This window comes from Cellulomonas sp., assembly GCF_965229465.1.
Lineage (GTDB): Bacteria > Actinomycetota > Actinomycetes > Actinomycetales > Cellulomonadaceae > Cellulomonas.
The window spans coordinates 585119-601455 of sequence record NZ_OZ245882.1 but is presented as its reverse complement, the minus strand read 5'-3'; the positions used below and the strand labels follow the sequence as shown (position 1 = coordinate 601455).

Genomic DNA, 16337 nt, shown 5'->3' with positions numbered 1-16337 from the left:
CGGCCCAAACCGGCCCAAAGATCCACCACAAGGGTGATCTCCGGGCCGGGTTCCGACGAGCGCCGGGCGTCCGCCCCTCCGCGGAGGCCCGGCGTCGTGGTGTCGCGCACCCGACGCTAGGGAGTCGGTGCTGCGGCGCACATCCACCGCAGGTAGCACAACCTTTTCGCCGCGTCAGACGTCAGTATCGGATGGCGTCGATCACCTTGACCCGGACGGCGAAGATCGCGGGGATGAGTCCGGCGAGCGCGCCGACGCAGACCGCCGCCGCCATCCCGACGAGCGCGGCGCTGACGGGGAACGGTGGCATGTCCTGGATCCCGCCGCCGAACACCCGCTCGACGGGGATGTTCTTGATGATCGCGACCGCGAGCACGACGCCGACGATCCCCGCCACGACGGTCGCGACGACCGACTCGAGCATGACCCCGAAGAACACGCGCCCGGACGTGGCGCCGAACGAGCGCCGGATCCCGATCTCCCGGATCCGGTAGCGCACGGTCACCAGCGCGATGTTCACCAGGCCGAGCCCGCCGAGCAGCAGCGCGAACGCGCCGACGCCGATGCCCACCCACTTGGTCGCCCGGTCGAGCCCGCCGGTGTTGTAGTTGTTGTCCTGGACGTCCACCTGCCAGCCGGGCGCCACCGCCTGCATGTCGCGCTTGATCTGGTCGCCGAGGTCCGTCGACAGGTCGGTGGGCACCCACAGGTACATCGACGGCACCTGCGCGGGCATCATCGGCGCCTGTGCCGCGGCGCCGGAACCGGATCCGCCGGACTGCATGCCGGAGCCGTCCGGACCGATCCACCGGTGGAACTGGTCGTACAGCACGTAGGCGAGGGGCTCGGCGTCCACCCACTCGTCGCGCAGCACGCCCACGACGGCCGCCCGGACCGGCGACCGGTCGCCCAGCTGCACGGTCGGGTGCGACGAGAGGTCGGACAGCCCCTGAGCCTCCAGGAACGCCTCGTTGACGACGAGCGTCGGCGCCAGGGCCTCCTCGTCGGCGTCGGTGAACCAGCGGCCCTGCTCGGGCACGATCCGGTTGATCGTGCCGAGGTCGGCGTCGACGGCCTGCACCTGCGTGGTCCGGGTGCCGTCGGGGTACCGGATCATCGCCTGCGTCCACTCGTTGCGGCTGGCGTAGGTGATGTCGTAGCGCTCGAGCACGCGCTCGAACTCGGCGTCCCACCCGGTCGGCGGGGTCGCGTCCTCGCCCGTCGACCACGCGTTGACGTTGAGCGTCACCACGCGTCCGGACTGGCGCTCGGTCTGCTCCTTGAACGACTGGTTGAGCATGGACACCAGGGCGGTGACGCCGGTGATGGCGGTGACCGCGCAGGCCACGCCGATGAGCGCGAGCAGCACGCGGAGCTTGTGGATCCGCAGCTCTCCCCAGGCCTCGACGATCGCGCCGACGACGCCGGTCATGCGTGCACCCCCGCCTCGCCCGAGGGCTCCGGCAGCCGGCGCTCGGTGCGGGCCGACCGGTCCGCCACCAGCGTCGGCACGTCGCCCACCCAGTCGGAGGTGGTGTCCAGGCTGATCGGCACCAGCACCCCCTCGGTCAGCCGGTACTGCCGCTCGGCGCGTGCGGCCACCGCCAGGTCGTGCGTGATGGTCACCAGGGCCGCGCCGGTCTGCGACGCGATCTCGTCGAGCAGGTCCATGACCTCGCCGCCGGTCTCCACGTCGAGCGCCCCGGTCGGCTCGTCGGCCAGGATGACCCGCGGCCCGCGCACGAGCGCCCGGGCGATGGCGACACGCTGCTGCTCGCCGCCGGACAGCTTGTCGGGCATGGTGTCCACCCGGTCGCCCAGGCCGACGCGCTCGAGCATCTCCGCGGCCAGGCGCGTGCGCGACCAGAACTGCCGTCCCCGCGCGTAGAGCAGGGGGGCGGACACGTTCTCCAGCGCCGTGCGCCCGGGCAGCAGGTTGAACTGCTGGAACACGAACCCGAAGTCCCGCCCGCGGCGCTTGGTGCGTGTGCCGTTGGAGAGCTTGCCGATGGGCACGCCCTCCAGCAGGTACTCGCCGGTGGTGGGCGCGTCGAGCAGGCCGAGGATGTTGAGCAGGGTGGACTTGCCGGTGCCGGAGCGGCCCACGATCGCGACGTGCTCGCCCGCGTCGACCGCGAGGGTCACGCCCTGGAGGATGTGCAGGATGCGGTCGTCGGGCAGCCGGACCGACCGCGTGACGTCGGTGAGCTCGAGGAGGCTCATCCGCCGCACACAGCCGGGTCGTAGTTGAGGCTGCAGTCCACGGGCTTGCCGGCACCGCCGGGCACCGGGATGAACTCCAGGATGGTGTCGCCGGCGACCAGGCCCTCGGTGACCTGCACGTTCTCGCCGTCGGTCAGGCCGAGTCCCACCGGCCGCTTCTCGTTGCTGCCGTCGGCGGCGACCACCCAGACGTTGCCCTTCTGGACGGTGCCCTGCACCGCCGTGATCGGGACGACGACGACGTCGGCGGCCGTGCCGTTGGTGATCTCGACGTTCGCACCCAGCCCGGGGAAGGCCGTGACGCCCGCCGGGACGGCGCAGGTGACCGTGCCGGACGTGCTCGTGGTGCCGGCCTCGGGCTCGGTGCCGGTGGCGGCGGGAGCGGCGCCGACGCGCAGGCCCGTGCAGTCGAACGGGGCCGGTCCGCCGTTCAGCGTCACGGTCGCCTGCGTGGGGGCGCCGACCAGCCGGTACTGCTGGTCCGGCGTCAGCGTGCCGGTGACCGAGAGCGTGCCGGGTGCGACCTTGCCCACCTCGTCACCGACCGAGACCACCTGGTCCTTGAGCGTCGGCAGCGACAGGGTCCCGGCGACCGGCGCCTTGACGGTCTCCACCACGACCTTCGGCTTGCGCTCCGTGGTGGTGACCTCCCCGGTCTCGGGGTTCGTCTTGACGATCGGGTCCTGCGGCGTCTCCTGCCGGATCTCGAGGATCGGCGTCCCCGCGGCGACGGCCGCGCCGTCCGCGGCGAGCAGCTTGGACACGGTGCCGGCCAGGGTGGCCCGCACGACGACCGCCGGGTCGGAGGTGACGGACGCCTGCACCGTCACGGCGTTGGTCACCGTGCCGGTGGCCACCTCGACGGTGGGCTCGATGATCGCCCCGGTGGGCTGCAGCGACGTGTCGACCGTGCTGACGTCCGCACCGGCGAACGCGATCTTCACCAGGGCGGCCGCGATGATCGCCCACAGGATCAGGCGGATGGTCGGGAAGATGATCCGGCGGGTGACCCCCACGGTCGGGCTCCTCGTTGTCGTCGGGACGTGCGACCGGAACGTATCGACCTCGCGGCGCCGGGAGGATCCGTCCCGAGGATGATGTGTTCCTGATACTGCGGGGCAGACACTACTGCGCGATGCGTACTAGAGGTCAAGGCCGCGCGGACGACGACACCCGTCCGCCGGTCGTCAGGTCAGGACGCCGGACCCGACGCGGTCGCGAGAAGGAACGCCGGCGCCCGCAGACCCTCGGCCGCGAACGCGTCCGCGACGGCCTGCGCCACCCGGTCCACCTGGTCCGCGCCGACCAGCGCGATCGCCGACCCGCCGAACCCACCGCCGGTCATCCGCGCACCCGTGGCGCCCGCGGCCCGAGCGGTGTCGACGACGAGGTCCAGCTCCCGGCAGGACACCTCGTAGTCGTCGCGCAGCGAGGCGTGCGACTGGTTCATCAGCGTCCCGACCAGCCCGACCTCGCCGGCGTCGAGCAGCGCGACGAACCACGTGACGCGGTCGATCTCGTTCACCACGTGCCGGACGCGGCGCACCTGCACGTCGTCGTCGAGCTTGTCCAGCGCCCACTCCAGGCCGCGGGGATCGTCGGAGATCTCGCGCAGCGTGCCGACGCCGAGTCGCCGAGCCGCCGCCTCGCACGAGGCCCGGCGTGCCGCGTACTGGCCGTCCACCAGGGCGTGCTCGGCGCGGGTGTCCACCACCAGGAGCGCCAGTCCCTGCGCGGAGAGGTCGAACTGGACGTGCCGGACGGAGCCGTCGAGGCAGTCGAGGAGCAGGGCGTTCCCCGCCCGGGCGCGCAGGGCGGCTGCCTGGTCCATCCCGCCCGTGGGCGCCCCGGCGATCTCGTTCTCGGCGCGCACGCAGAGCGTGGCCAGCGTCGCGCGTCCGTCGTCGGACCCCGCCAGGTCGAGCGCGAACGCCGCGTCGAGCGCGACCGCGACCGACGCCTCGAGGGCGGCTGACGACGAGAGCCCGGCGCCGTATGGCACGCACGAGTCGACCGCGACGTCGAACCCGGAGACCGCGTGGCCGGCCTGCCGGAGCGCCCACGCGACACCGACGACGTAGCCCGCCCAGCCGTCGACGGTCCCGGGTGCGACGTCGGCGAGCTCGATCGTCCGGAGACCGGCGGGCTCCTGCGCGGACACGAGCCGCACGGTGTCGTCGTCGCGTCGCCGCAGCGCCACGTAGGTGCGGTGGGGGAGCGCGATCGGCAGGCAGAGGCCGCCGTTGTAGTCGGTGTGCTCGCCGATCAGGTTCACGCGACCGGGCGCGGACCAGGTGCCGTCAGGCTCCGCCTCGAACCGGGTGCGGAACAGGGCGGCGGCGCGGTCGGCGCCCTCGGCGGGGGTCCAGGCTTCGAGCCACTCGGGGGTCATGCCAGCTCCTGCAGACGGGTCGCGATGCGCTCGGGGGTGGTGTCGCTGATCCAGGCGCCCATGCCGGACTCGACGCCGGCCAGGTACTTGAGCTTGCCGGGCGCGCGCAGCACCGAGAACAGCTGGAGGTGCAGACGTGAGTCCTCGCGACCCTCGCGCACCGGGGCCTGGTGCCAGCCGGAGATGTACGGCAGCGGGATCGCCTCGCCGTCCGGGCCGACGAAGAACCGGTCCAGCCGCTGCAGCAGCGACAGGTAGACGGTGGACAGGTCCTCGCGCTCCGCGTCGGTCAGGGCCGGCAGGTCGGGCACGTCGCGCCGCGGGGCCAGGTGCACCTCGACGGGCCAGCGTGCCGCGAACGGCACGTACGCCACCCAGTGCTCCGACTCCAGCACGATCCGCTCGCCGTGCGCCAGCTCGGCGTCCAGCACGTCGCGGCCCAGCAGGCGGCCGGTCCGCTCCCGGTGTGCGCGGGCCTGAGCGAGCATCGCGGTCGTCTTCGGGGTGAGGTACGGGAACGCGTAGATCTGCCCGTGCGGGTGGTGCAGCGTGACGCCGATCTCCTTGCCGCGGTTCTCGAACACGAACACCTGCTCGATGCCGGGCAGCGCGTGCAGGGCCTCGGTCCGCTGCGCCCAGGCCTCGACGATCGTGCGCATCCGGCGCGGCGTCACCGTGCTCAGCGACGCGGTGGAGTCCGACGAGAAGCAGATGACCTCGCACCGACCGGCGGCCGGGCGGACCGTCCAGAGGGGCTCACCGTCGCGCTGCACGGGGACGTCGGGGATGCCCGGCACGGCGAGCAGCGACGGGAACCGGTTCTCGAACACCACGACGTCGTAGTCCTCCGCCGGGATCTCACCGTCCTGGTAGACCGCGCCGGGCTTGGCGGGGGCCAGCGGGTTGGCGTCCGCGGGCGGCAGGAACGTGCGGTTCATCCGCTGGGCGGCCATCGGGATCCACTCGCCCGTGAGGGGGTCGCGGCGCAGCTCCGGGCCGGTGACCGGCTGCGGGACGCCGTCGGCGCCGGGGACGGGGGCGAACCGGTCGACGAGGGGACGTGCGTCCTCGAGCGTGCGGGTGGCCGCACCGGACACGTACGGCTCGGTGTCGTCGAAGTAGAGCAGCTCGCGGCCGTCGGCGAGCGTGGTGGTGGTCAGGCGGACGGTCACGGGGTGGCTCCAGAGGTGTCGACCGTGACCAGGGCGGTCTCGGTCAGGTGTCGTCGGGCGTCGGCGGGCAGGGCGTCGTCGGTCAGCAGGGTGTCGACGTCGTCGAGCGGGGCGATGCGGGCCAGGCCCACCACCCCCCACTTCGTGTGGTCGGCGAGCACGGTGGTCGCCGCCGCGCAGGCCATCAGTGCGCGGTCGGTGGCGGCCTCCGCGAGGTTGGGGGTGGTCAGGCCCTGGGCGTCCAGCCCGTGCACCCCGAGATAGGTGCGGTCGACGCGCAGGCCGGCCAGCGTGGCGTCGGCGACGGGCCCGACGAGCGCGTCCGACGGGGTGCGCACCCCGCCGGTGAGGATCACCTCGATGCCGCCGACCCCGTACAGGGCGTCCGCGATGCGCAGCCCGTTCGTCACCACCGTGAGCGGACCGATGCCCGCGCCGGCGAGCAGCTCGGCGAGCAGGAACGTGGTGGTGCCCGCAGAGAGCGCGATGGCCTGCCCGGGCTCGATAGTCGCCAGCGCCGCGCGGGCGATCGCCGCCTTCTCGACGCCGGCCCAGGAGCGTTTGGCGTCGAAGCCCGGCTCGTCGGTGGGCCGTCCGGGCGCGTCGGGGGCGACCGCTCCGCCGTGCACCCGCCGGACCAGGCCGGCCCGGGCCAGCTCGGCGATGTCGCGCCGGACGGTCATGTCCGAGACGTCGAGGCTCTCCACCAGGTCGGCCACGCGCGCGGCGCCCTCGGAGCGCACGGCGGCGAGGATCCGTTCCTGGCGCTGGGAGGCGAGCACTCGAACAGCATCGCACTGAAACAAACAAACTTCAACACGCCCGCCCCTCACGAGGCACCGACGCCGCGATCGGTGTCAGCGGCCCGCCGGCGTGAGGCCCAGCGAGCGGCCCGCGAGGCCCCGGCGGCGGGCGGCCAGCGAGCGGGCGACCTCGCGCAACGCCTGCGCGGCGGGCGAGTCCGGGGCGCTCAGCACCACGGGAGTCCCGTCGTCGCCGGCCTCGCGCAGCCGGACGTCGAGCGGCACCTGGCCGAGCAGCGGGACGTCCCCGCCGGTGATCCGGGTCAGGTTGTCCGCGACGGTCTGCCCGCCGCCGGAGCCGAAGATCTCCAGCCGCGAGCCGTCGGGCTGCTCCAGCCACGACATGTTCTCCACCACGCCGACCACGTGCTGGCGGGTCTGCACGGCCACGGACCCGGCGCGCTCGGCCACCTCGGCGGCGGCCACCTGCGGGGTGGTGACCACGACGAGCTCGGAGCTCGGCAGCAGCTGCGCGACGGAGATCGCGATGTCCCCGGTGCCGGGCGGCAGGTCGAGCAGGAGCACGTCGAGGTCGCCCCAGAACACGTCGGCGAGGAACTGCTGGAGCGCGCGGTGCAGCATCGGGCCGCGCCACACGACCGGCTGACCGGGCGGCACGAACATGCCGATCGAGACCACCAGGACGCCGAACGCCTCGGGCGGCAGGAGCATGTCGTCGACGCGCGTCGGCTGCCGCGTGACACCGAGCATGCGGGGGATCGAGAAGCCGTAGATGTCGGCGTCGACGATGCCCACCTTCAGCCCGTCGGCCGCCATCGCGACCGCGAGGTTGGCCGTCACCGACGACTTGCCGACACCGCCCTTGCCCGACGCGATCGCGTACACCTTGGTCAGCGAGCCCGGCTGCGCGAACGGGATGACCGGCTCGGTGTCCGTGCCGCGCAGCAGCGTCCGCAGCGCCGCCCGCTGCTCGGCGGACATCACGCCGAAGACGACCGCGACCTCGTCGACACCCTCGACCGTGGCCGCCGCGGCGCTGACGTCGCGGGTGAGCGTGTCCTTCAGAGGGCAGCCCGGGGTCGTCAGGTCGATGCCGACGGTCGCGCGCGTCCCGTCGACCTCGACGGAGCGCACCATGCCGAGCTCGGTGATGGGGCGCTTGATCTCCGGGTCGAGCACGCGGGAGAGCGCGTCGCGGATGGCATCGAGCAGCGGGTCGGTGGGGTCCGGCATGCCGCCCATCGTAGGCGGCGCGCGGACTAGCCCCGGGGGGCCTTCCGTCCCCGCTCGGCCGGCTCCGGGTGCTTCTCGGGCTCGGCGTCGCGCTCCGCGGTGAGGTCCTCGAGCAGGTTGCGCAGCTCGGAGCGGACGAAGTCGCGGGTGGCCACCTCGGACAGGGCGATGCGCAGCGCCGCCATCTCGCGCGCCAGGAACTCGGTGTCGGCCAGGTTGCGCTCGGACCGCTGCCGGTCCTGCTCGGCCTGCACGCGGTCGCGGTCGGTCTGCCGGTTCTGCGCGAGCAGGATCAGCGGGGCCGCGTACGACGCCTGGAGGGAGAGCATGAGGGTCAGCGCGGTGAACCCGTTGACCGCCTTGTCGAACCGCATGTCCGCCGGCGCCCACACGTTCCAGGCGATCCAGACCAGGCAGAACAGCGTCAGGTAGATGATGAACCGCGGCGTGCCCAGGAACCGGGCGATGCTCTCCGAGATCTTGCCGGACGCGTCCTCGTCCAGCTGCGGCTTGCGGATGAACCGGCGCCGCGTCTCCAGCGGGGTGTCGAGGCGCTCAGCCACGGGTCACCCCCGGCCGCGGGCTGCCCAGCACGCCCGTGCTCGAGAAGTTGCCCTCGTCGTCCGTCTCGCGCCAGTCCTCGGGCAGCAGGTGGTCGAGGACGTCGTCCACCGACACCACGCCGAGCAGGCGCTTCTCGGAGTCCACGACCGGCAGCGCGAGCAGGTTGTAGGTGGCCAGGTTGCGGGTGACCGCGAGCAGGGGGGCGTCGACAGGGATGGACTCGATGTCGGTGTCGACGATCGAGCCGATGGCCTCGTGCGGGGGCTCGCGCAGCAGCCGTTGGAGGTGCACGACGCCGATGAACCGGCCCGTGGGCGTCTCCAGCGGCGGGCGCGCGACGAACACCATGGAGGCCAGCGCCGGGGTCAGGTCCTGGCGGCGCACGTGGGCGAGCGCGGCGGCGATCGGGGTCTCCGGGCCGAGGATCACCGGCTCGGTGGTCATCAGACCGCCGGCGGTGTTGTCCTCGTAGGCGAGCAGGCGTCGGACGTCCTTGGCCTCGTCGGGCTCCATGAGCTCGAGCAGCTCGGCGGCCTGCTCGTCGGGCAGCTCGCCCAGCAGGTCTGCGGCGTCGTCGGGCTGCATCGCCTCGAGCACGTCGGCGGCGCGCGTGCGGGCCAGGCCCTGCAGGATGCCCACCTGGTCGTCCTCGGGCAGCTCCTCCAGCACGTCGGCCAGCCGCTCGTTGTCCAGCGCGCTGGCCACCTCGAGCCGTCGGGTGAGGCCGAGGTCGTGCAGGACGTCCGCCAGGTCGGCCGGCTTGAGGTCTTCCCACTGCGCGAGCAGCAGCTCGGCGCCCTGCGCGGCGCTCGCCTGGCCCAGACCGGTGACCTCGTCGACGGACACCAGCAGCGTCTCGCCGCGGCGGCGCAGGAGGCCCCGGCCACCCGCGGGCTGGCGTCGGACGAAGATCTTGGAGATCACCCAGTCGCCGTTGCGCTGGAGCTCGATGGCGACGTCCTCGATGGTGGCCGGGCCGGACCCGTCGACGAACTCGACCGTGCGGTCCAGCAGCTCGCTCACGGCGAGGGTCTCGAACGCGCGCTGCTCGAACCGGCGCATGTTCACCAGGCCGGTCGAGATGACCTGCCCTGAGTCGATCGAGGTGACGCGCGTGAGCGGGAGGAACACGCGTCGACGTGCCGCCACCTCGACGACCAGCCCGACCGCCCTGGGCATGCCCTTGGGGCGCACCAGCACGACGACGTCGCGCACCCGTCCCACCTGGTCACCGAGGGGGTCGAACACGTTGGTCCCGGCAAGGCGCGCGACGAACACCCTGGTCCCGACGCTGCTCACGTCGGTCAGCCTAGACCGGAGCCTGCCCCGTGGCGGTCGCCCCGCCGGTGGACCGGGCCTGGCGGTCCGTACGGCGCTGGGGGAGGATCGCCGCATGTCGTTCTCCGGTAACGCTCGTGCCCCGCGCACCCCCACGCCGCCGCAGGGTGAGACCGTCGCGTCCTACGCCACCTACCTCGAGGCGCAGAAGGCGGTGGACCACCTCGCCGACAAGGCGTTCCCCGTGCAGCTGGTGACCATCGTCGGCGCCGACCTGAAGATGGTCGAGCGCGTGACCGGGCGCCTCTCGTACCCGCGGGTCGCCCTGGGCGGGTTCCTGTCCGGCGCCTGGTTCGGCCTGTTCGTCGGCCTGCTGCTCAGCCTGTTCACCACGCCAGGGGCGCAGAGCCCGCTGGTGCCCGCGATCTTCATCGGCGGCGCCTTCGGGCTGCTCTTCGCGATCCTCACGTACTCGTTCTCCCGCGGGAAGCGGGACTTCACGTCGACCAGCCAGATCGTCGCGTCGTCCTACGCCGTCCTGTGCCGGGCGGAGCAGGCGCACAAGGCCCGCGAGCTGCTGCGGGAGATCGGCGGCGTGCAGTCCGGCTGGCCCGCGCGGCCGGCCGCCCCGATCACCACCACAAGCCCGTCGGATCCGTCGGCTGCGTACCCGCCGGCTGCGGCCCCCGCTGACCCGTGGGGCTCTCCGACCGTGCCGCCGGTCGCGCCGCCCGGACCACCCGCTCCGCCGAGCGGACCGCCGTCCGACCTGCCCGGGCCGTCCGTGCCGCCGAGCGGGACGCCGAGCGCGCCGAGCGGGCCTCCGCACGCGCCCTGAGCCGCGCGGCCCGGCGCTCGCGGAAGGTCGGTTCCGGGTCGACCTGCGGGGCGTCCGGGAAGCCGCTGCGGGCCTCCCGGAGCGTCGCCGCCTTCGAGAACAGCAGTGCGAGGTGGGCGCCGTCCATGTCTGCCTCCTGTGTCGGGGATGTCCCTCTCACAGGTGGTGACGTCGATGGGCGAGCCCGATCGACACTCAGCGGCCGAGCAGTCCTGCCATCCACGCCTCGATCGCGTCGGGCTCGCGGGGGAGCGCCGCGGACAGGTTCTCGTTGCCGTCGGCGGTGATGAGCACGTCGTCCTCGATCCGCACGCCGATGCCCCGGTACTCCTGCGGCACCAGCAGGTCGTCCGACTTGAAGTACAGGCCGGGCTCGATGGTGAACACCATGCCGGGCTCGAGGACGCCGTCGAGGTACAGCTCCGCGCGGGCGACGGCGCAGTCGTGCACGTCGAGGCCGAGGTGGTGGCTGGTGCCGTGCACCATCCAGCGGCGGTGGTGCTGGTTCTCCGGCAGCAGCGCCTCCTCGGCCGTCACCGGCAGCAGGCCCCACTCCTCGAGCCGTGCGGCGATCACCTGCATCGCCGCCTCGTGCACGTCCCGGAACCTGGCGCCGGGCACCGCGGCCTCGAAGCCGGCGTCCGCCGCGTCGAGCACCGCCTGGTAGATCCGGCGCTGGACCTCCGTGAACGTGCCGTCCACAGGCAGGGTCCGGGTGAGGTCCGCCGTGTAGAGGGAGTCGACCTCCACACCGGCGTCGACGAGCACCAGCTCGCCGGGCGTCACCTGGCCGTCGTTGTCGATCCAGTGCAGCGTCGTCGCGTGGTCGCCCGCTGCGGCGATGGTCTCGTAGCCGACCGCGTTGCCCTCCTGGCGGGCGTGGCCGACGAACGCGCCCTCGATGACGCGCTCGCCGCGGCGGTGCGCGACCGCGTCGGGCAGTGCGCGGACGATCTTCTCGAAGCCCTCGATCGTCGTGTCGACGGCCAGGCGCATCTGCTCGATCTCGTGCGCGTCCTTGACCAGGCGCAGCTCGGACAGGGCCTCGGCCAGCCGCTCGTCGCGCTCCCCGGCGGCCTCCGTCGCGCGGATCTGCTCGACCAGCTCCTCGATCGCCTCGTCGGCCTCGGGGACCACCCGCACCTGCACGCCGTCCTCGCCGACGTCCTTGGCCAGGGCGTCGCGCAGGTCGTCGAGATGCGCGGTGCGGACCCCGGTGAGCGTCTCCAGGTCCTCCAGCGTCGGGCGGGCGCCCACCCAGAACTCGCCGGAGCGCGAGTCGGAGAAGAACTCCTCGGTGTCCCGGCCGGCGAGCGGGCGCATGTACAGGACGGCCCGGTGGCCGCCGCCGTCGTCGCCCGTGCCGTCCTCGACCGGGTGCAGGACCAGCACGGCGTCGGGCTCCTGCTCCGACCCCAGTCCCGTGAGGTGGGCGAACGCGGAGTGCGGCCGGAACCGGTAGTCGGTGTCGTTGGAGCGCGGCCGATGCGTCCCGGCCGGGATGACGAGCCGGTCGCCGGGGAACTGCGCCGAGAGCGCCGACCGACGGGCGGCGGTGTGGTCGGCCGCGGCGCCGCGCGCGACCGTCGACGCGGGACGCGGACCCCAGCCGGAGGTGATGAACCGCACGAACTCGGCGGAGCTCGGGCGCTGGGACCGGTTGCTGCCCCGGTCGGCGAGCGGCTGGGTGGGGGCGGTCTCGGGCGTCAGGTCCTCACTCATGGCGTCATCCTCGCACTCGTCCCGACTACCGTGACCCCGTGCGCATCGACCTCCACACCCACTCGACGGCGTCGGACGGCACCGGTGCACCGGCCCAGGTGGTGGCGGACGCGGCGGCCGCCGGCCTCGACGTGGTCGCCCTGACGGACCACGACACGACGGCGGGCTGGGCCGAGGCGGAGCGAGCGGCTCACGTGCACGGCATCGCCCTGGTGCGCGGGACCGAGGTGTCCGCCCGGTCCAGCGGCATCTCCATCCACCTGCTGTCCTACCTCCAGGACCCGACGCATCCCGCGCTCGCCGTCGAGCTGGACCGGACGCGGGACGCCCGGCTGAACCGCGCCCGGCAGATCGTCGAGCTGCTCGCGGCCGACGTGCCGATCACCTGGGACGACGTGCTGGAGCAGTCGCGCGACGCCGTCGTCGTGGGCCGCCCGCACGTCGCGGACGCCCTCGTGGCCCGTGGCGTCGTGCCGGACCGGGACGCCGCGTTCGTGCACCTGCTGGCCTCGGACGGGAAGTACCACGTGCCGCACTACGCCCCCGACGGTCCCACGGCCGTGCGCGCCATCCGCGCCGCCGGCGGCGTCCCCGTCTTCGCGCACCCCGGAGCGGACGCCCGCGGCCGGATCGTGCCCGAGCGCGTGTTCGACCGTCTCGCCGCCGCCGGCCTGGGAGGCATCGAGGTGGACCACCGCGACCACTCGCCCGCGCAGCGGGTGCGGCTGCGGGGCATCGCCGACCGGCTCGGCCTGCTGGTCACGGGGTCGAGCGACTACCACGGTGACGGGAAGGCCAACCGCCTGGGGGAGAATCTCACCGCGCCCGAGGTGCTCGCGGCGATCGAGGAGCAGGGGACGACGGGCGTGATCAGACCATGAGTGACGTGTTCGACGCCTATCTGTTCGCGTCGGTGTTCATCACGCTGTTCGTGATCATGGACCCGCCCGGCGTGGTGCCGATCTTCCTGGGGCTCACCGGCGCGATGACCCGCCAGCAGCGCAACCGCGCCGCCCGGCAGGCCGTGCTCGTGGCGCTCGGGGTGATCGTGGCGTTCGCCCTGTTCGGGCAGTCGCTGCTCGACTACATGCACATCACGCTGCCCGCCCTCCAGGCCTCCGGCGGGCTGCTGCTGCTGCTCATCGCCATGGAGCTGCTGACCGGGAAGATGGAGGAGCCGCAGCCGTCGGGGAACGGGAAGGTCAACGTCGCGCTCGTGCCGCTGGGCACACCGCTGCTGGCCGGCCCCGGCGCCATCGTCGCCACCATGGTGTTCGTCCAGCAGTCCGACAAGACCGTGGCCGACTGGGTGGCCATCGCAGCCGGCGTCGTCGCCGTGCACGTGGCGCTCTACCTGGCGATGCGGTTCGCCAACGTCATCCACCGCATCCTGGGCGAGTCCGGCACCATCCTGGTCACCCGGATCGCCGGCCTGCTGCTGGCCGCCATCGCGGTGCAGCTGGTGGCCGACGCGGTGACCGCCTTCATCAAGGCTGCCTGACCGACCTCACCAGTCCGCCAGGTCTCCCAGCGGGATCGGGTCGAGGGGGTACGGCGGGGGCGGGGGCGAGCCTGCCGACCGCGCGAGCAGGTGGGGCATCGCGACGTCCCGGACGAGCAGCAGCACCTCGGCGGCCACCGCGGGGGCGTCCTCGGGGTGCCGCAGCACCCACCACCGGTCGAGACCCGGGTCCAGCAGGGCGCCGATGCGGCTCGACCAGCCGCCCGCCCACTGGCCGAACCAGGCCGGCGGCCGGGCCGGGACGGAGGGATCCTGCGCCCGCCGCTCGGCAAGACGCTCGGGCGTGACGTGGGCGATCTCGAAGGTGAACATGGTGGCGGTCGGCGACGTGTGCATCGTCGTCTGGAACGACAGGAGCGCGAGGTCGCCCGACGCGACGGGCAGGTGGAAGTGCGGCGCGGAGCCGCGCCACCCGAGCGTCCGCAGCCCGGGCACCACCGTCGACCGCATCATCTCCAGGCGCACGTCCTTCGCGTTCATGCGCACACCTTGGCAGCCGCGCGTGGGTGTCCGGGTGGTCGGACGCGACGATGCACCCGTTCAGCGGCCGGGACGACGGACGGGTGCGTGCTCCGCGGAGCATGCACCCGTCCGGTGAGGAAGGCTCAGGCCTCGGTGGCCGACGCCTGCGGGGCGCCGCCGCCCTCGGCCGCCTGGCCGCTGCGGGTGCGACGACGGCTGCGGCTGCGGCTGCGACCGGTCGACCCACCCTCGGTGCCCTGCTCGGCGGACGGGCCGTTCGACGGTGCCTCGGACGGTGACGTCGCGTTGCCCGTCACGTTCTCGGTCCCACCCTCGCCGCGACCGCGACCGCGGCCACCGCGACGACGACGGGCACCCTCGCGGGCCTCGCCGGTCTCGTCGGCCGGGCGCTCGGTCGCCGGTGCGTGCGTGCGCGCGGGAGGCTCCTCGCTCCGGCGCGGCGCCGACCCGCCGGAGCGCTGGTCGCTGCCGCGACGCGCGTCTCCGCCGCGGCTGTTGCCACGGATCTGGTCCGAGTGCGTGCCACCCGCGGGGCGCCCGCCGCCACGCTTGCCGGTCTCGCCCAGGTCCTCGAGCACCTCGGCGCCCAGGCCCTCGCGGGTCTGCTGCGACTTGGGCAGGCGGCCCTTGGTGCCCTCGGGGATGTCGAGGTCCTCGTACACGTGCGCCGAGCTGGAGTACGACTCGATCGGCGCCGGGATGCCGAGGTTCAGCGCCTTGTCGATCAGGCCCCAGCGGGGGATGTCGTCCCAGTCGACGAACGTGACCGCGGTGCCCTTGGCTCCCGCGCGGCCGGTGCGGCCGGTGCGGTGCAGGTAGGTCTTCTCGTCCTCGGGGCACTGGTAGTTGATGACGTGGGTGACGGCCTCGACGTCGATGCCGCGGGCGGCCACGTCGGTGGCGACCAGGACGTCGACCTTGCCGTGGCGGAACGCGCGCAGCGCCTGCTCGCGGGCACCCTGGCCCAGGTCGCCGTGCAGCGCACCGGCGGCGAAGCCGCGCTCGACCAGGTCGTCGGCCACCTTGGCGGCCGTCCGCTTGGTGCGCGCGAACACGATGGTCAGGCCGCGGCCACGGGCCTGGAGGATGCGGGCGAGCATCTCGACCTTGTCCAGAGCGTGCGCGCGGTAGACGACCTGCTTGATGTTCTTGACCGTCTGGCCGTCGTCGTCCGGGTCGGCCGCGCGGATGTGCGTCGGCTGCGTCATGTAGCGGCGTGCCATCGCGACGACGGCGCCCGGCATCGTGGCCGAGAACAGCATCGTGTGGCGGCTTGCCGGGGTGGCGGACAGGAGCGTCTCGACGTCGGGCAGGAAGCCCAGGTCGAGCATCTCGTCGGCCTCGTCGAGCACGACGGCCTTCACGTGCGAGAGGTCGAGGTGCTTCTGCTTCAGCAGGTCGATCATGCGTCCGGGCGTGCCGACGACCACGTCGACGCCGGTGTTCAGCGCGGCGATCTGTGGCTCGTACGCGCGGCCGCCGTAGACCTGGAGCACGCGGACCTTGCGGCGCGAGCTGGCGGTGGCCAGGTCGCCGGCCACCTGGACGGCCAGCTCACGGGTGGGGACCACGACGAGCGCCTGCGGCTTGCCGGCGTGGGGCATCTGGTCGTAGCCGTCCTCGCCGGGTGCGACCACGCGGTGCAGCAGCGGGACGCCGAAGCCGAGGGTCTTGCCGGTGCCGGTCTTGGCCTGGCCGATGATGTCGTGGCCGGACAGCGCGACCGGCAGGGTCATCGCCTGGATGGGGAACGGGTGCGTGATGCCGGCGTCGGCCAGCGCCTGGACGATCTCCGGGCGGACGTCGAAGTCCGCGAACGAGGCCTCCACCGCCTGCACGGAGGACCAGGTGTTCTTCAGGGGGCGGGTCATGGGCTCGGCCAGAGCAGAGACCTGCTCCGGCGTCTCGTCGGTGGTGGTCACGAGGACTCTTCACTGCGAAGGGTGGTGTGCCGCGCGCTGCCGGGGCCGACGGGTGTCGGAGCGTCCCGGGCGACAGCGGAGTTCACCACGCGGGTTGGCCGGCAGCCGATCGTGCAAGTCGACTCGCGAGCGTCTTCCGGACGAGGTCCGGGGCTGCGCGAGAATGGGTGTGATCGTCGAACAGATGGGGAAACCGAGACGACCGGGCAACCGAATTACCTGCA

At 73.2% G+C, this 16337-nt stretch carries 15 protein-coding genes; 3 read left to right on the top strand and 12 right to left on the bottom strand.

Annotated elements, in window-relative coordinates; all coding sequences use genetic code 11:
* Nucleotides 1-181: 181 nt before the first annotated feature.
* The 9 genes from ACO06A_RS02760 to ACO06A_RS02720 form a co-directional block, all read right to left on the bottom strand.
* Entirely contained in the window at nucleotides 182-1432 is a 1251-nt protein-coding gene (locus ACO06A_RS02760; RefSeq protein WP_421734560.1) for an ABC transporter permease, read from the bottom strand.
* Entirely contained in the window at nucleotides 1429-2223 is a 795-nt protein-coding gene (locus ACO06A_RS02755) for an ABC transporter ATP-binding protein (RefSeq protein WP_421734559.1), read from the bottom strand. Before ACO06A_RS02755 ends, ACO06A_RS02760 begins: the two co-directional genes overlap by 4 nt.
* Nucleotides 2220-3239, bottom strand: coding sequence for a secretion protein HlyD (locus tag ACO06A_RS02750; RefSeq protein ID WP_421734558.1), 1020 nt, complete (start codon nucleotides 3237-3239; stop codon nucleotides 2220-2222). Before ACO06A_RS02750 ends, ACO06A_RS02755 begins: the two co-directional genes overlap by 4 nt.
* 176 nt (nucleotides 3240-3415) lie before the next feature.
* Nucleotides 3416-4615 (bottom strand): galactokinase, encoded by a 1200-nt coding sequence (galK, locus tag ACO06A_RS02745; RefSeq protein WP_421734557.1) that lies wholly within the window; start codon nucleotides 4613-4615, stop codon nucleotides 3416-3418.
* The gene (gene galT / locus ACO06A_RS02740; RefSeq protein WP_421734556.1) at nucleotides 4612-5787 is read right to left on the bottom strand and encodes a galactose-1-phosphate uridylyltransferase; all 1176 of its coding nucleotides are present in this window, start codon (nucleotides 5785-5787) and stop codon (nucleotides 4612-4614) included. The genes galK and galT overlap by 4 nt, the downstream gene beginning before the upstream one ends.
* A complete protein-coding gene (locus ACO06A_RS02735) occupies nucleotides 5784-6569 on the bottom strand; it encodes a DeoR/GlpR family DNA-binding transcription regulator (RefSeq protein WP_421734555.1) in 786 nt (261 codons plus the stop codon). The genes galT and ACO06A_RS02735 overlap by 4 nt, the downstream gene beginning before the upstream one ends.
* A 75-nt stretch (nucleotides 6570-6644) precedes the next feature.
* Complete coding sequence (locus ACO06A_RS02730) at nucleotides 6645-7784, bottom strand: Mrp/NBP35 family ATP-binding protein (protein ID WP_421734554.1); 1140 nt, start codon at nucleotides 7782-7784, stop codon at nucleotides 6645-6647.
* A 26-nt stretch (nucleotides 7785-7810) separates the two neighbouring features.
* A complete protein-coding gene (locus ACO06A_RS02725) occupies nucleotides 7811-8347 on the bottom strand; it encodes a DUF1003 domain-containing protein (protein ID WP_421734553.1) in 537 nt (178 codons plus the stop codon).
* Nucleotides 8340-9647 (bottom strand): magnesium transporter MgtE N-terminal domain-containing protein, encoded by a 1308-nt coding sequence (locus ACO06A_RS02720; RefSeq protein ID WP_421734552.1) that lies wholly within the window; start codon nucleotides 9645-9647, stop codon nucleotides 8340-8342. Before ACO06A_RS02720 ends, ACO06A_RS02725 begins: the two co-directional genes overlap by 8 nt.
* A gap of 94 nt (nucleotides 9648-9741) precedes the next feature.
* On the opposite strand from ACO06A_RS02720, the gene ACO06A_RS02715 reads away from it, so the two are divergent.
* A complete protein-coding gene (locus ACO06A_RS02715) occupies nucleotides 9742-10464 on the top strand; it encodes a general stress protein (protein WP_421734551.1) in 723 nt (240 codons plus the stop codon).
* 195 nt (nucleotides 10465-10659) lie between these two features.
* Here the strand turns inward: ACO06A_RS02715 and ACO06A_RS02710 are convergent, their stop codons facing one another.
* Nucleotides 10660-12186: an aminopeptidase P family protein gene (locus tag ACO06A_RS02710; protein WP_421734550.1), complete on the bottom strand. Its 1527-nt coding sequence runs from the start codon at nucleotides 12184-12186 to the stop codon at nucleotides 10660-10662.
* A gap of 38 nt (nucleotides 12187-12224) precedes the next feature.
* Between ACO06A_RS02710 and ACO06A_RS02705 the strand changes: the two genes are divergently transcribed.
* Both ACO06A_RS02705 and ACO06A_RS02700 read left to right on the top strand, forming a co-directional pair.
* Nucleotides 12225-13067: a PHP domain-containing protein gene (locus tag ACO06A_RS02705; RefSeq protein WP_421734549.1), complete on the top strand. Its 843-nt coding sequence runs from the start codon at nucleotides 12225-12227 to the stop codon at nucleotides 13065-13067.
* Entirely contained in the window at nucleotides 13064-13687 is a 624-nt protein-coding gene (locus ACO06A_RS02700; protein WP_421734548.1) for a MarC family protein, read from the top strand. The genes ACO06A_RS02705 and ACO06A_RS02700 overlap by 4 nt, the downstream gene beginning before the upstream one ends.
* Before the next feature lie 6 nt (nucleotides 13688-13693).
* Here ACO06A_RS02700 and ACO06A_RS02695 read toward each other — a convergent pair whose 3' ends face one another.
* Entirely contained in the window at nucleotides 13694-14188 is a 495-nt protein-coding gene (locus ACO06A_RS02695) for a DUF4304 domain-containing protein (RefSeq protein WP_421734547.1), read from the bottom strand.
* A 125-nt stretch (nucleotides 14189-14313) separates the two neighbouring features.
* The gene (locus ACO06A_RS02690; protein WP_421736004.1) at nucleotides 14314-16062 is read right to left on the bottom strand and encodes a DEAD/DEAH box helicase; all 1749 of its coding nucleotides are present in this window, start codon (nucleotides 16060-16062) and stop codon (nucleotides 14314-14316) included.
* Between the last annotated feature and the right edge of the window lie 275 nt (nucleotides 16063-16337).

Coding starts and splice junctions, on each gene's coding strand:
- ACO06A_RS02760 (WP_421734560.1), bottom strand. CDS start 1,432: ATGACCGGCGTCGTCGGCGCGATCGTCGAGGCCTGGGGAGAGCTGCGG.
- ACO06A_RS02755 (WP_421734559.1), bottom strand. CDS start 2,223: ATGAGCCTCCTCGAGCTCACCGACGTCACGCGGTCGGTCCGGCTGCCC.
- galK (WP_421734557.1), bottom strand. CDS start 4,615: ATGACCCCCGAGTGGCTCGAAGCCTGGACCCCCGCCGAGGGCGCCGAC.
- ACO06A_RS02730 (WP_421734554.1), bottom strand. CDS start 7,784: ATGCCGGACCCCACCGACCCGCTGCTCGATGCCATCCGCGACGCGCTC.
- ACO06A_RS02715 (WP_421734551.1), top strand. CDS start 9,742: ATGTCGTTCTCCGGTAACGCTCGTGCCCCGCGCACCCCCACGCCGCCG.
- ACO06A_RS02710 (WP_421734550.1), bottom strand. CDS start 12,186: ATGAGTGAGGACCTGACGCCCGAGACCGCCCCCACCCAGCCGCTCGCC.
- ACO06A_RS02700 (WP_421734548.1), top strand. CDS start 13,064: ATGAGTGACGTGTTCGACGCCTATCTGTTCGCGTCGGTGTTCATCACG.
- ACO06A_RS02695 (WP_421734547.1), bottom strand. CDS start 14,188: ATGAACGCGAAGGACGTGCGCCTGGAGATGATGCGGTCGACGGTGGTG.
- ACO06A_RS02690 (WP_421736004.1), bottom strand. CDS start 16,062: ATGACCCGCCCCCTGAAGAACACCTGGTCCTCCGTGCAGGCGGTGGAG.